The 14,793-nt window shown below is 73.9% G+C and carries 11 protein-coding genes; 5 read left to right on the forward strand and 6 right to left on the reverse strand.

The window, feature by feature from the left end; translation table 11 throughout:
* The 3 genes from E6J59_09265 to E6J59_09275 all read right to left on the reverse strand — a co-directional run.
* A partial coding sequence (locus tag E6J59_09265; GenBank protein ID TMB20159.1) for a response regulator occupies positions 1–445 on the reverse strand: 445 nt, incomplete at its 3' end.
* A complete protein-coding gene (locus tag E6J59_09270) occupies positions 442–2,487 on the reverse strand; it encodes a hypothetical protein (protein ID TMB20160.1) in 2,046 nt (681 codons plus the stop codon). The genes E6J59_09270 and E6J59_09265, both read right to left, overlap by 4 nt.
* Positions 2,484–4,574: a hypothetical protein gene (locus E6J59_09275; protein ID TMB20161.1), complete on the reverse strand. Its 2,091-nt coding sequence runs from the start codon at positions 4,572–4,574 to the stop codon at positions 2,484–2,486. Before E6J59_09275 ends, E6J59_09270 begins: the two co-directional genes overlap by 4 nt.
* Before the next feature lie 305 nt (positions 4,575–4,879).
* Here E6J59_09275 and E6J59_09280 point away from each other — a divergent pair, with 305 nt between their 5' ends.
* The 3 genes from E6J59_09280 (at position 4,880) to E6J59_09290 (ending at position 8,299) form a co-directional block, all read left to right on the forward strand.
* The gene (locus tag E6J59_09280; protein TMB20162.1) at positions 4,880–5,848 is read left to right on the forward strand and encodes a diiron oxygenase; all 969 of its coding nucleotides are present in this window, start codon (positions 4,880–4,882) and stop codon (positions 5,846–5,848) included.
* Between the two features lie 4 nt (positions 5,849–5,852).
* A complete protein-coding gene (locus tag E6J59_09285) occupies positions 5,853–7,265 on the forward strand; it encodes a cytochrome P450 (protein ID TMB20163.1) in 1,413 nt (470 codons plus the stop codon).
* A 131-nt stretch (positions 7,266–7,396) separates the two neighbouring features.
* Complete coding sequence (locus E6J59_09290; GenBank protein ID TMB20164.1) at positions 7,397–8,299, forward strand: SDR family NAD(P)-dependent oxidoreductase; 903 nt, start codon at positions 7,397–7,399, stop codon at positions 8,297–8,299.
* Here E6J59_09290 and bioD read toward each other — a convergent pair.
* From bioD to bioF, 3 genes are read right to left on the reverse strand one after another with little or no spacing between them, the layout of a single operon-like run.
* Positions 8,296–8,952, reverse strand: a complete 657-nt coding sequence (bioD, locus tag E6J59_09295; GenBank protein TMB20165.1) for a dethiobiotin synthase — start codon at positions 8,950–8,952, stop codon at positions 8,296–8,298. The genes E6J59_09290 and bioD overlap by 4 nt on opposite strands.
* A gap of 25 nt (positions 8,953–8,977) precedes the next feature.
* Entirely contained in the window at positions 8,978–10,333 is a 1,356-nt protein-coding gene (bioA, locus tag E6J59_09300) for an adenosylmethionine--8-amino-7-oxononanoate transaminase (protein ID TMB20166.1), read from the reverse strand.
* Complete coding sequence (gene bioF, locus E6J59_09305; protein TMB20167.1) at positions 10,330–11,547, reverse strand: 8-amino-7-oxononanoate synthase; 1,218 nt, start codon at positions 11,545–11,547, stop codon at positions 10,330–10,332. The genes bioA and bioF overlap by 4 nt, the downstream gene beginning before the upstream one ends.
* On the opposite strand from bioF, the gene radA reads away from it, so the two are divergent.
* Together radA and E6J59_09315 are read left to right on the forward strand one after the other, a co-directional pair.
* On the forward strand, positions 11,546–12,916 hold the full coding sequence (gene radA, locus E6J59_09310; protein ID TMB20168.1) for a DNA repair protein RadA: 1,371 nt from the start codon (positions 11,546–11,548) through the stop codon (positions 12,914–12,916). The genes bioF and radA overlap by 2 nt on opposite strands.
* Positions 12,913–14,790 (forward strand): amino acid permease, encoded by a 1,878-nt coding sequence (locus E6J59_09315; GenBank protein ID TMB20169.1) that lies wholly within the window; start codon positions 12,913–12,915, stop codon positions 14,788–14,790. The genes radA and E6J59_09315 overlap by 4 nt, the downstream gene beginning before the upstream one ends.
* Positions 14,791–14,793 lie beyond the last annotated feature (3 nt).

The raw sequence follows: 14,793 nt of genomic DNA on the forward strand, positions 1-14,793 counted from the left end.
CCGGGCTCTTGCCGATCAGGCTCCCGAAGCGATACGCGCCCGCGACCTGCTCCTGCAGGAGCCGGAGAGAGCGCCGCACCTCCATGCCGTCGAGCAGGCGCTCGACGACCAGCTCGAGCTCGTCGTTGTCGAAGGGCTTGGGGATGTAGTCGGCGGCGCCCAGCTTCATCGCCTCGACGGCGATCTTCTCCGAGCCGAAGGCGGTGATCATGATGACCGCCGTCTCCGGCGCGTGCTCGCGCACCCAGCGCAGCACGTCCATGCCGCTCACGCCCTGCAGGCTGAGGTCGGTGATGACGAGGTGGTAGCCCGGCTCCGCGAGCCGCCGGAGGGCCTCCTCGCCCGAGAGCACGGCATCGACCTCGTGCCCGCGCGCGCCGAGCAGGCGCTGGATGGCGATGCCGATCGCGCGCTCGTCGTCCACGACCAGGATGCGGCCCCTCATGGCGCCTCCGCGAGCGGCAGGGTGACGCGGACGGTCAGACCCGCGCCCGCCGCGGGGCTGGCGACGATCGTCCCGCCGTGGGCCTCGACCGCATGGCGCGCGATCGCGAGACCGAGGCCCGTCCCGCTCTGCTTGGTGGAGAAGAAGGGCTCGAAGAGGCGCGGCAGCGCGTCGGCGGGGACGCCGGGGCCGTTGTCCGTGACCAAGAGGCTCGCGCCCCCCTCCCCGTTGCGGACGGCGACCGTGACCCGTCGCGGCGAGGGGGACGTCGCCAGCGCATCGCGCGCGTTCTCGAGCAGGTTGACGAGCACCTCGCGGAGCTTGTCCCGGTCGGCGCGCGCGACCACGCCGGGCGGCGCCTCCAGGGCGGCGGCGATCCCGGCGGCCTCGAGCCGGGGGCGGAGCGCGCCGAGCGTGGCGCGGGCCAGCTCGCCCAGATCGACCGGCTCGAGGCGGAGCTCGTCGCGGCGCGCGAAGCGGAGCAGCTGCCCCATCTGCCGCTCGACGCGCTCGAGCTCCTCGAGGATGAGGCGGTGCTCGGCGACCCACGGTAGCCCGGGCTCCCGCGCGAGCTGCTGCGCCAGGCTGCGCGCGGCGGCGACGGGGTTGCGGATCTCGTGCGCGATGCGCGCCGCCAGCTCGCCGATGGCGGCGAGCTTCTCGGCGTGGGCGAGCGCGCGCTCCACCGCGACCGTGCGCGCGAGCAGGTCCGCGCCGTCGAGCAGGAGGGCGAGCTGCGCCACGAAGGCGCAGAACCCCTCCACGTCCTCCTCGTGGAAGAGGCCGCCGAGCATGCCGGTGTTCATGAAGAGCCACCCCCAGCGGCGGCGCGGGCTCAGGATCGGCGCGGCGCCCAGCGTGACGTGGGCCCGCACGAGCGCCTCGCGCAGGGCGAGCGGGAGCGCGCGCAGCTCGATGCTGCCGAAGCTGCGCGCGGGGAGCGCGTCGGCGGCGGCGCCGCGCGGCCAGACGCGGACCAGCGGCGCCAGCTCGAAATCGCCGTGGGCGATCGCTTCGCCGTCGTCCAGGATGATGGCGGTACCGGCCACGCGCCGCACGCGCACCAGCTCGGCGAGCGCACGCCGGCAGCACTCGCGCGTCCCGAGCTCGGGCGACAGCGTGTGGAGGAAGCTCTGGAGCGCCGCCTGCTGCTGGCGGCTGCGGTGCAGGACGAGGCGGTTGGTCGCGGCCCGCAGCCAGGCCTGCCCCGGCATGAACACCAGGGCGAGGGCCAGGGCGGCCGCGCAGTGAAGGAGGGGCAGGTCACGCGCGTCGAGGTGCGCCGCGAGCGCCGTGTGCGCGACGAGCACGCCGCCGGCCGCCGCGAGCAGCGTGGCCGTGACGAGCACGTCGGGGATGACGACGCCGAGCAGGCGCAGCGCGACGGGCGCCGCGATGGCGAGCGCGATGCCCGCGTCGAGCAGGACGAGCCCGAACGGCATCTGGCCCGCCGCCGCCAGCGCGAGGAACGCCGCCACCGTGCCGAGGAGGCCCCACCCGACCAGCGCGACGTCGGGCTGGCGCATCTCGATCGCACCCTCGGGCCCCCAGGCGCCCGGCCGCGCGGTTCTCCATCCCTCCCACAGGCAGAGCAGGCCGAGCGGGAGCGCGCAGAACCGGGCGAGCGTTTCGGTAGGGGAAACGGCCGGCTCCGGGAGCGCGTGCGCGAGCGTGAGCGCGAGGCCTGCGCTCGCCGCAAAGCCGTAATTGGCGGCGAGCCAGGCCCGCCCCGGCGGACGCTCCGGGACCGGCATGAGCCGGATGGCATGCCGGCCGAGCGCGAGGCTCCCGACCAGGGAGAGATCGCGCGCCAGCCCGAGGCCGAGGGCGAGGGTGGACGGGCCGCCGGCGGGAAGGAGCGCCACCGCCACGTGGCTCGCGAGGTGGAGCGCGATGGCGCTGGTCGCGAGCCGAAAGACGTCGAACGTGGGGCTGTGCGGCCGCCCCGTTCGGAGATAGGCCCACAGCTGGCGCGCGATGATCGCCCACACCAGCGCGGGCACGAGATAGAGGGTCGCGGGGAGGAGCCCCGACGCCGTCACCGGGCGCCCTCCTCGGCGAGCGGCAGCTCGACGCTCACGACGAGCCCGCGCTCGCCCCCCGCGCGCACCGCGATCCGGCCTCCGTGGGCCTCGACCGTGCGCCGCGCGATCGCGAGCCCGAGGCCGGTGCCGCTCGGCTTCGTCGAGAAGAACGGCTCGAAGAGATGCGGCAGCGCGTCCGCCGGCACGCCCGGGCCGCTGTCGCGCACCTCGAGCGCGGCGGCGCCGTGCCCGTTGGCGACCGCGACCGAGAGCGTGCGGGGCCCGCCCGCCTCGGCGGTCATGGCGTCGAGCGCGTTCTCCAGCAGGTTGACCAGCACCTGGCGGAGCTTCTCGCGGTCGGCGCGCGCGGTGACGCCGTCCGCCAGCTCCAGCTCGAGCGCTACGCCGCTCCCCTCGAGGCGGGGGCGGAACGCCTCCAGCGTCGCCCGGGCCAGCTCGCCCAGATCGACCGCCTCGAGGCGGAGGTCCTCGCGGCGCGCGAAGCGGAGGAGCGCGGCGACCTGCCGCTCGACGCGCTCGAGCTCGCCCAGGATGAGGCGGTGCTCGGTGGCGAAGGGGGAGGCGGGCTCACGCGCGAGCTGCTGGGCGAGGCTCCGGGCGGCGGTCACGGGGTTGCGGATCTCGTGCGCGATGCGCGCCGCCAGCTCGCCGATCGCCGCGAGCTTCTCGGCGTGGGCGAGCGACCGCTCGACCGCGACGGTGCGCGCGAGCAGCTCGGCCGCGTCGAGCACCAGGCCGAGCTGATCGGCGACCGCGTCGATCGCCTGGTCGTCCTCGTCGCTGAAGCTGGCGCGCAGCAGATCGGTGCGGACCAGCACGTGGCCCCAGAGACGGCGCGGGCTCGCCACCGGGACGATCGCAATCACGTTCGCCTCGAAGAGTGCCTCGAGGAGCGGCAGGGGCAGGTCGCGAAAGCGGCTCTTCCCGATCGCGTGCTGTGGGAGCGCGTCCGCCCAGCGCCGCCACGCCGCCGCGAGCGGCTCGAGCGCTAAGGCGCCGTGGGTGACGGCTTCGCCGCTCGGGAGCAGGAAGGCGGCTCCCCGGAGCTGCAGGGCCCGCGCCACCTCCGCCAGCGTCCGCCGGCAGCACTCGAGCACGCCCAGCTCGGGCGAGAGCGTGCGCAGGAAGGAATGGACCTCCGGCCAGCGCTGCCGGCGGCGGCGGAAGACGAGGCGGTCGATCGCGGCGCGCAGCCACCCCTGCAGGGGCACGAGGACGAGGACCACGCCGAGGACGGCGCCCAAGTCGAGCAGGCGGCGGAGCTCCGCGTCCGCGACCCGCGCGCCGAGCGCGTGCACGCCGAGGACGAGCCCGGCCGTGGCGGCGATCATGGCGGCGGTGGTGACGAAGCCGCGCAGCGTGTCGGCGAGGTCGCGCACCACGAACGGCACCGCGATCAGGAGGCCGGTGCCCGCGTGCAGCAGCACGTTGGCGGCGACGGCCGGCGAGGCGCTGCCCTCGCCGGCGAGCAGCCGCCCGGTCGCTCCCGCGAGCCGGTCGACGGCGAGCGTGGCCGCCAGGGCCGCGAATCCGAGGCCGAGCGCGATCACATCGGCGGAGCTGTACTCGTCCAACCGCCCCGGCTGCCACGCGCCGCAACGCGCGAGCCGCCGGACGTCCCACACCGTGAGCGCCCCCATCGCGAACAGGTAGGCCGCGAAGGCAACGAACGCGGTGCCCCCCGGAAGCGCGACCGTGTCGAGGTCGGCGAGCACGAACACGCTCCCGGCCACCGCCGCCGCTCCGTAGTTGACGGCAAGCCAGGCAGGCCGCGGCGAGTCGGCTCGCACCGGCCAGGCTCGGGCGAAGTGTCGGCCCACCGCGAGCAGCGCGGCGGCACCGAGGTCGCTCGCCGCGAGGAGGAGGACGCGCGTGGAGCGGCTCGGCGCGAGGACGAGCAGCGTCCAGAGGACGTAGTGGAGGGCGAAGAGGGAGCCCAGGCTGAACAGGATGACGAAGACGCGGCTCCCGGGCCGGCGCTTGTGGAGGAAGCCCCAGATGTCACGCGCGAACACCGCCCACAGCAGCGCCGGGACGAAGAGCACGGCGGCGGCGAGGAGGCGGAAGGTGGGCGGATCGCTCATGGCGACGACCTGCGTCCTACGGCAAGTCCGGTGCCAGAGGACGCCCGCTCGGCACCCGCCGCCGGGCGCGGCTCCCGAGCCGACCCCTCGCACGACTGCCTAACGGCATATGCATCGAGCCGCCCAACCGCTTATACACCACCGGCCTCCCCCGGGGGGACCAGGGCGGCGCCCTGCGCGCCATGCGCCTCGTGCAGCACCGGATCTGCGGGCCTGCGCGGGGAGCGCGGAAATTCCGACGCATACCAGCCGATCCGCCCCTGGCACGGTCCGTGAAGGTCGCGACGGACACGAGAGGAGGGCTCATGGAAGGGACCATCACGCTCGGACCGGGCTGGGCGCTGCCGGAGGAGGAGCGGATCGCCGCCACCTACCAGCACCTGCTCCGGCGGCTCAGTCACCAGTCGGTGGTGAAGCACTTCGACGCCTACGCCGACATCGACTGGGACGCCGACGAGCACCGCATCGACCCCGAGGATCCGCGCTGGGAGCTCGGCTCTGACGACGTCCTGGGCGCGACGGCGTGGTACCGGGCGCAGCCGCAGGCGACGCGGGCGCGCCTCGGGCTCCACCTGGTCGCCACCAAGATGAAGATCGGGACGCAGTTCGAGAACGTGCTCCAGCGTGGCCTCCTCGAGTTCGCCTGGACGCTGCCGAACGGCGCGCCGGAGTTCCGCTACGTCTACCACGAGGTGATCGAGGAGGGGCAGCACTCGCTCATGTTCCAGGAGTTCGTGAACCGGACGGGCTTCGACGTGCCCGGGCTCGGCTTCTGGGACCGCCTCGGGGCGCGGCGGGTGATCGCCGCCGCGCGGCGCTTCCCCGCGCTCTTCTTCGTCTTCGTGCTGGGCGGCGAGGATCCGATCGACCACGTGCAGCGGACGGCGCTGCGCAGCGGACAGCCGATCCATCCCCTCCTCCGGCGCATCATGCAGATCCACGTGACCGAGGAGGCGCGCCACCTCTGCTTCGCGCGCCACTATCTCCGCGCCGCGGTGCCGCGCCTGGGAGCAGCCGCGCGGGCACGCCTCGCCCTCCAGGCGCCGCTCGTCCTCGGCCAGATGGCGCAGGCGATGCTACGCCCGTCGGCGGACGTGGTGCGCACCCACGGCATCCCCGTCGACGTGATCGCCGAGGCGTACACGCGAAACCCGCGCCACCGGGAGAACACGCTCGCGGCGCTCGCGAAGCTCCGTGATCTGTGCTGCGAAGTGGGCATCGTCACACCGTGGTCCGTGCGGCTCTGGCGCGCGGCCGGCATCTGGGCGGACTAGCGCGATGGCGACCCCGGCCGCCGCGCTCGAGCTGGAGCGCGCCCAGCCGGGCGCCCTGCCGCCCGGCCCGCGCCTGCCGGCCCTCGTCCAGTTCCTGCACCTGGGCTTCCGCCCGATCGCGTTCCTCGAGGAGTGCGCCCGGCGTTACGGCACGCCGTTCACGCTCCGGGTTCCCGCGCGGCCGCCGCTGGCGATGTTCAGCGACCCCGAGGCGATCCGGGAGATCTTCACCGGGGATCCCGAGACGCTGCGCGCGGGCGAGGCGAACAACCTGCTCGAGCCCATGCTCGGGCAGCACTCGCTCCTCCTGCTCGATGGTCCGCGCCACCTCCGCCAGCGCCGCCTCATGCTGCCGCCGTTCCACGGCGAGCGCATGCAGGCCTACGGGCGCGTCATGCGTGAGATCGCCGACCGCTCGATCGACGCCTGGCCCGTCGGCCGGCCCTTCCCGATCCACGACCGGATGCAGGCGATCACGCTCGACGTGATCCTGCGCACCGTCTTCGGGCTCGACGAGGGCGCGCTGCTCGACCGCCTGCGCGAGCGCCTCCGCCGCCTGATGGCCTTCGTCTCCGGGACCGTCGGCGTGCTCCTGCTCATCCCGTGGCTCCAGCGCGACCTGGGTCCCTTCACGCCGGGCGGCCGCTTCGTCCGCCTCGCGCGCGAGATCGACGACCTCCTGTTCGCGGAGATCGCGCGTCGCCGGGCGGAGGGCGCGGCGGGACGCGAGGACATCCTCTCCATGCTGATTGCGGCGCGCGACGAGGACGGCAAGCCGATGAGCGACCGGGAGCTGCGCGACGAGATGATCACGCTGCTGCTCGCCGGTCACGAGACGACGGCCACCTCGCTCGCGTGGGCCTTCCATCGCCTGCTCGGGCGGTCGGACGTGCTCTCGAAGCTGCGCGCCGAGCTGCGCGGGGTCGCCGATGATGGGCCCGCCCTGCCCGAGCACGTCGGCCGGCTCGAGTACCTCGACGCGGTCGTCAAGGAGACGGCCCGCCTGAGCCCCGTGATCCCCCAGGTCAGCCGCCGCCTGCAGGTGCCGATGCGCATCGGCGGCTGCGACCTGCCCGCGGGGATGGTCGCGTCGCCCTGCATCTACCTGACCCACCGCCGGCCCGATCTGTGGCCCGATCCCGCGCGCTTCGACCCCGAGCGGTTCATCGGCGTCCGCCCGAACCCGTACGCGTTCTTCCCCTTCGGGGGCGGCGTGCGCCGCTGCATCGGGGCGGCGTTCGCGACCTACGAGATGAAGATCGTGCTGGCGGAGGTCCTGTCGCGCGTCGAGCTCCGCGCCGCGCCGGGCCACACCGTCCGCACCGTGCGCCGCACCGTCACCCTCGCGCCGTCGGGCGGGATGCCGGTGGTGGTGGATCGCGTGGCGCCGGCCCGGGCGCAGACGCAACCAGGATAGCCACACTCGCTGCCGCCCATGCGCACGGTCCTTTCGTACCTGGATCCGGACCGGTGAAGGAATCGGCGAGCCGCCGAGCCTAGCAGGCCCGGGGGAAAGGTCATGAAAACCAACAGTCCGAAGGAGATGTAATGCGGCTCAGCGGGACGCGTGTGCTACTAACGGGAGCCTCGACGGGGATCGGGCGTCAGCTGGGGCGCGCGTTGGCCCAGCGAGGAGCGGTGCTGGCCGTGGCGGCGCGCCGGCGCGCGTTGCTCGACGAACTTGCAGCCGATATCGCCGCGGTCGGGGGTCACGAGCCGGTCCGGCTCGGCGTCGACCTCGCGCGCCGCGGGTCGGCGGCCGAACTAGCGGCCGCGGCGCGGACTGAGCTCGGGCGAGTCGAGGTCTTGATCAACAACGCCGGCTCGAACTTGCACGGCTGTCCGAGCGCGGTCGGGGATCGAGACGAGGCTCGCGAGCTTTTCGAGCTCAATTTCTGGAGCCCGCTCGCACTGATACGCGAGATCGTGCCCGAGATGCGCCAGCGAGGCGCGGGAATGGTCGTCAACGTCACCTCGCTGGCGGTCGTCGCGCCGTTCCCAGCGGTCGGCCACTACTGCTCCTCAAAAGCCGCGCTGAGCCTCGCAACGGAGTCGCTGCGCCTTGAGCTGCGCGGCACGGGCGTGGACGTTCTCGAGGTGCTCCTCGGCCCGATCGAGACCAACGGTTCGAGGGAAAACCGGATGATCGAGGGCGCCGAGAAGTGGCTCGACTCGGCCAAGGCCGGCAGGCCCGAGAAGGCGGCGATTGCGATCGCGCGGGCCATCGAAAGGGGGCGCCGGCGGCTGATCTACCCCCGGCGGATGAGCCCCTCCTATCACTTGCCGCTGCTTGGTCGTCTCTACGCCAGCACGGTCGCCCGGGGCTTTGAGCCCGAGCGCGTCGTGGTACGTCGGACCGGCTGGCGAGCAGAGGACGCCGGCGCCGCGACGGATCTCGCTGCGGGTCCAGCCGTCGGCGCTGCGGTTGCGAGCGCCAGAGGGAGTTCTTAGAGAAGTGCCGCCACGTCGAGGGCTCTCGCGGCATCCGCTGGCGCCGGGCCGTGGCCGAGGACGCCGAGGCACCGGAGCCCCGTGAGCGCCGCGATCGTCTCGGCGTTCGTCGCGGCCGACGCGTCCGTCTCGGCCGCCGGCTGCGAGAGCACGAAGCCGCGCACGACGAGCGCCGCCGTCGCCGCGACGCGCGCCGTGAGCGCGCAGTGGTTCACGGTGCCGAGGCGGTTGGCGCCGACGATCAGGAGCGGCAGCCCGGCCCGCGCCGCCAGCTCGGCCCAGGTCGTGCGCGCGTCGAGCGGGACGAGGAGCCCCCCGGCGCCCTCGACCAGGAGCACGTCGGCGTCTTGGCGGCGCCGCGCGACCAGCGTGAGCAGCCGCGCCACGTCGATGGTCACGCCTTCCAGCCGGGCCGCGACGGCGGGCGCGAGCGGTGCGCGTAGGCGGTACGGGCAGATGTCGCCGAGCGGCGCGGGGTCGGCGGCTGCGGCGCGGAGCGCGAGGGCGTCGGCGGGTTCGCCCTCGACGCCGGTCTCGACCGGCTTCATCACCGCGACGCGCCGGCCGCGCTGGCGGAGCGCGGTCGCGAGCGCGCAGGCGACGAAGGTCTTGCCGACGCCCGTGTCGGTGCCGGTGATGAGGAGGGCGCTCACCCGCGCGTCGCCTCCCGAGGGCGCGTCACGCGCCCGTGACCTCTTCGATCGCCTCGCGCGCCACGTCGACCAGCAGTTCCAGCTCGGCGGGCGCGATCGCGAGCGGGGGCATGAGGACGATCACGTTGCCGAGGGGGCGGAGGAGCACGCCGCGGGCGCGCGCCGCGCGCACCACGCACTGGCCGATGCGCGCGGCGGGCGGGTAGGGGACACGTCCCGCGCGCTCGGCGACCAGCTCGATGCCGACCATGACGCCCTGCTGGCGCACGTCGCCCACGTGCGCCAGCGGCGCGATGTCGGCCGCGAGCCGTTCGCGGAGCCGCGCGATCTTGGGGCCCAGGCGCTCGAGGGTGCGCTCTTCATGGAAGAGCCGCAGGCTCGCGAGGGCGACGGCGCAGCCGAGCGGGTTCCCGGTGTAGGTGTGGCCATGGAAGAAGGCGCGGAACTCCTCGTAGGGGCCGAGGAAGGCCGCGAACACCTCCTCGGTCGCGAGCGTCGCTGCCAGCGGCAGGTAGCCGCCGCTGATGCCCTTCGCCAGGCACATCAGGTCGGGCGTGATGCCGGCATGCTCGCAGGCGAACATCCGTCCCGTGCGCCCGAAGCCGGTCGCCACCTCGTCGGCAATGAGGAGCGTGCCGTGGCGGTGGGCGAGCTCGTGAAGCGTCTTCAGATACGCCGGCGGGTGGACCCACATCCCCGCCGCGCCCTGCACCAGCGGTTCGACGACGACGCCGGCGAGGATCGGGCCGTGTGCGGCGAGCGTCCGCTCGGCCTCGTCGAGCGCGGCGGCGAGCGCCGCCTCCGTGTCCAAGCCGCGCTGCCAGCGAAAGACGTGCGGCGGCGTGAGCCGCACCGCGGGCGCGACGGCGCCGGCCACGAAGCGATGGAACGTCTCCGAGTAGCCGACGCCGACGGCGCCGAGCGTGTCGCCGTGGTAGGCCTCGACCAGGGAGGCGAAGCGCGTGCGTCCGCGCTCGCCGCGCAGCTGGTGGTACTGGAGTGCCAGGCGGAGCGCCGCCTCGACCGCGGTGGCGCCCGCGTCCGAGTAGAAGACGCGGGCGAGCCCGGGCGGCGCGACCTCGATCAGCGCGCGGGCGAGCTCGATCGAGGGCACGTTGGCGAGCCCGAGCAGCGTCGAGTGCGCGACGCGCGCGAGCTGGTCGCGGAGCGCTGCATCGAGCGCCGGGTGCCGGTGACCGTGCACGTTGCACCAGAGCGAGGAGACGCCGTCCAGGTAGCGCTGCCCGCGCGTGTCGACGAGCGTACAGCCCTCGGCCTCGGCGATCACCAGCGGCTCCTCGGCGAGCCAGTCCGCCATCTGCGTGAAGGGGTGCCAGAGGTAGCGCCGGTCCCAGGCGGCGAGCGTCGAGCCGTCGGTCATCGCCCGAGGCCCGTCGCGCGCGCCGCGTCGGCGAAGGCCGCGAGCGCGCGCTCGAGCTGCGCCGTCGTGTGCGTCGCCATCGGTGTGACGCGGAGCCGCGCCGTCCCCGGCGGCACGGTGGGCGGGCGGATCGCGAGCGCGTGCACGCCGCGCGCGAGGAGCGCGTCGGCAAATGCCAGCGCGGCCCGGTTGTCGCCCACCACGAGCGGCACGATATGCGTGTCGCCGCGCGCGTCGAGGCCGAGGGTGCGCAACCCGTCGCGCAGCCACGCGACCTTGCGCACGAGCGCCGCGCGCCGCTCCGGCTCCGCCGCCACCACCGCCAGCGCCGCGCCGGCCGCCGCCACCGCCGCCGGCGCGAGCCCGGTCGTGTAGATGAAGGCGCGCGCGCGGTTCACGAGCACTTCGACCAGCGCGCGCGCCCCGGCGATGTAGGCGCCGGCGCCGCCGAGCGCCTTGCCGAGCGTCCCCATGTGGACGGTTACGCGCGCGCCCACGCCCTCGGCCGCGGCGAGGCCGGCGCCGCCGGGACCGAGCACACCCGTCGCGTGGGCCTCGTCTACCATGAGCCAGCTGTGGTATTCCTCGGCGAGCGCGGCCAGCGCCCGGAGCGGTGCCCGGTCGCCGTCCATGGAGAAGACCGAGTCGCTCACGATGAGCCGGCGGCCGCCGCGTGGGGTGGCGGCGAGCTCGGCCTCAAGGGCCTGCACGTCGCGGTGGGGATAGACGTGGACGCTGGCCCGCGAGAGCCGGCATCCGTCGACGATACTCGCGTGGTTGAGGGCATCGCTGTAGACGTGGTCGCCGCGGCCGACGAGCGCCGTGATCGCGCCCACGTTCGCCTGGTAGCCGGAGGGGAAGAGGAGCGCCGCCTCGGTGCCCTTGAGCGCCGCGAGCTTCGCTTCGACCTCGGCGTGCAGCTCGAGGTGCCCGGCGATCAGGCGCGAGGCGCCCGTGCCGCAGCCCCAGTGCTCGATCGCCGCACATGCCGCCGCCTTCACGGCCGGGTGGGTGGCGAGCCCGAGGTAGTTGTTGGAGGAGAGGAGGAGGACGCGGCGTCCGTCGAGCATCACCTCGGCGTCGGAGGCGCTCGCGAGCGGGCGCAGGCGGCGGCGGAGGCCCGCGTCCTCGAGCGCCGCGAGCTCCGCGTCGAGGACTCGCACGCGGCGGTCATGCCGGGCACGGTCGCCCTTGTCAATCTCGAGCGGCCTCATGGTTGACAAGGCGGGGCGCTCGGCCTTCGTGTGCCAGCAGTGCGGCCATGCGGCCCCGCGCTGGCTCGGGCAGTGCCCGGGTTGCGGCGCGTGGAGCACGATGGTCGAGGAGGCGCTCCCCGAGCCACGCGCCCGCGGCGCCCGCGCCGGCGCGCCGAGCGGCCAGAAGGCGCGGCCGCTCGCCGCCGTCACCGCCGGCGCGGCGCTCCGCCGTACGACCGGTCTCGCGGAGCTGGACCGCGTCCTGGGCGGCGGGCTCGTCGCGGGCTCGGTCGTGCTGGTGGGTGGCGACCCGGGGATCGGAAAATCGACGCTCGCCCTTCAGGCGTGCGGTGCGCTCGCGCGCCAGGGGCTGCCCGTCCTCTACGTCGCGGGCGAGGAGTCGCCGGAGCAGGTGCGGCTGCGCGCCGACCGCCTCGGCATGGCCGAGGCGGGCGTGCTCGTCGTCGCCGAGACGGTGGCGGAGAGCGTGGCAGAGCTGATCGGCGAGACGCGGCCCGCGGCGGTCGTCGTCGACTCGATCCAGACCCTCCACACGAGCGCGCTCGGCTCCGCGCCCGGCAGCGTGGGGCAGGTGCGCGAGTCGGCGGCGCTGCTGGTCGCGCGCGCGAAGGCGAGCGGCGTCGCCTGCTTTCTCATCGGCCACGTGACCAAGGAGGGCACGCTCGCCGGCCCGCGGGTGCTCGAGCACCTGGTCGACACCGTCCTCTACTTCGAGGGCGACGGCGCGCATGCGCTGCGGGTGCTGCGCGCCGTCAAGAACCGGTTCGGCTCGACCAACGAGGTGGCGGTGTTCGAGATGGGGGAGGGCGGGCTCGAGGAGGTCCCGAACCCCTCCGCCGCCTTCCTCGCCGAGCGGCCGGCCGGCGCCCCGGGCTCGGCGGTGCTCGCGACGCTCGAGGGGAGCCGCCCCCTGCTGGTCGAGATCCAGGCGCTCGTGTCGCAGTCGGGGCTCGCCCTGCCGCGCCGGACCGCCATCGGCCTCGACCCGGGCCGCGTGGCGCTCCTCCTCGCCGTGCTCGAGAAGCGCATGCAGCTCCCGCTCCACGCCGAGGACGTGTTCCTGAACGTGGCGGGCGGACTCCGCGTCGACGAGCCGGCGGCCGACCTGGCCGTGGTCGCGGCGGTCGCCTCCTCCGCCCGCGGCCGCGCGCTGGTCGCCGACGTGGCGGTGTGGGGCGAGGTCGGGCTCACCGGCGAGGTGCGCGCCGTCGGGCGCTCGGAGGCGCGCCTCCGCGAGGCCGCGCGGCAGGGCTTTCGGCGCTGCGTGCTCCCGGCCTCGAACGCGCGCGGCCTCGCGGTCGACGGGACGCGGGCCGAGGGTGTCGCCGCGCTCGACCAGCTCTTCGAGGTGCTCGGCCTCGCATGACGTTCCTCGCCCTCTTCTGGCTGAACGTCGGGCTGCTCGCGCTCTTCGCCGTCCTCGTCCAACGCGAGGGGCTCCTCGGCTTCGCGAAGGGCGGCAAGTGGTACCTCACCTGGTTCGCCACCGGCCTCATCACGCTGATGGACGAGCTCACCTCGATCTTCTACGTGCCGGCGGAAGCCCACCGCTTCATCGGGACCCGGGCGATCTTCTTCATCGCCATCACCTCGCTCCTCATGCGGGTGCTCTCGACCCGCATGGTCGAGATCGCCCAGATCCTCGAGCTGCACGACCTCCGGGGCGGCGGAGTCTACTCGTTCTCCTACTTCGTGCTCGGCCCGGTCGCCTCGTTCGTGGCGGTCGCATCGATCATGGTCGACTACATCCTGACCGCCTGCATCTCGACGGTGAGCGCGGTCTACAACGGGACCGCCTTCCTCCCCATGGGGCCCGCCGCGCAGTACGTGCTCATCTTCGCGGCCGTCTGGGCGGTCGCGGGGCTCAACATCCTCGGCATCCGCGAGAACGCGCGCGTCACCTTCGGCATCTTCATCGTCGCCGCCATCGTGCTGCTCAATCTGATCGCCCTCGGCGTCCTGCACATCGACCCGCAGAGCCCGCACGTCATCTACGAGAGCGGGGCGAGTGTCGTGCGGGACGTCAGGCACCACGGCTTGCCGCACGCGATCGCCACCCTCACGACCGGGGTGGCGTTCTGCGTGCTCGCATACTCGGGCATCGAGTCGGTCATCCAGACCGCCGGGCTGGTGGAAAGCTGGCGCGACATCTCGAAGGCGTACTGGTTCCTGGCGCTCACGGTGGGGATCGTCACCCCCCTCATCTCGGCGCTCGCCCTCTCGGCCCCGGTCGACTTCGCCGCGCACGAGGAGGACCTCATCACCCACTGGGCGGCGGTCGTCGGCAACGTGCCCTTCGGGGTGCTGGTCGGCGTCCTGGGGAGCGTCATCCTCATCATGGCGGTGAACACCGCCTACGTGGCCTCGAGCGAGCTCCTCGAGCGGGTCGCGCACCGCTACAACCTGAACTGGCTGGTCGCGACCAACCGCCGGGCGTCGCTCTACCGCATCCACATCCTGAACGGGCTCATGTACTCGGGCATCATCGTGCTCACCAAGGCATCGCAGGCGATCCTCGCCGACATGTACGCGATCGGGCTGCTCGCGAGCTTCTGCATCAACATCGGCTGCCTGCTGATCTACCGCTACTTCCAGGGGACGAAGGAGATCCGCGACTACCACACCTCGCGCACGGGCACGCTCGCGCTCGAGGCGATCCTGGTCGCCTGCTTCGTCTATCTCGCCCTGCACAAGCCCTACGGCGTGGCGCTCTGGGGGAGCGTGGTGGCGGTGCTCCTCTGCCTCGGCATTCCGCTCTCGCGCCGCTACGGCCCCGAGGCGAAGGAGGTCCGCCGCAGCGACTACCCGATGGAGATGCTGCTCGCGCTCGGCGAGACCGACGGGCCGCTCGACGTCTACTTCCGCCGCCCCGGCGAGGTGGACATCGTGACGGGCTCGCCGAATGCCGCCTTCGTGACGTTCTTCTCGCCGCGCCAGCCGATCCCCCAGAAGCTCGCGCCCAACCACTATCGCTTCCCGATCCAGGGCGGGAGTGTGTACCGGAGCATCCGGGCGATCCTCGCGCTCCTCGTCGAGGAGCTCGAGGGGCGCGAGGTCCACGTGCACTTCGGCTGGCCGACGTCGTCGTGGCTCGATCGCATGGCGGTCGGCGTCTTCGTGGCGAGCCTCATGCGGCTCCCGAAGGCGTTCCCCAGGCTCACCTTCTCGATGGACTACAGCGCCCGGGCTGACCGGCCGGCGGACGCGGCGGCCCCGGGCGAGCGCGTCGCCGGCAGCTAGGCG

The sequence above is a fragment of the Deltaproteobacteria bacterium genome (genome assembly GCA_005879795.1).
Taxonomy (GTDB): domain Bacteria; phylum Desulfobacterota; class Binatia; order DP-6; family DP-6; genus DP-6.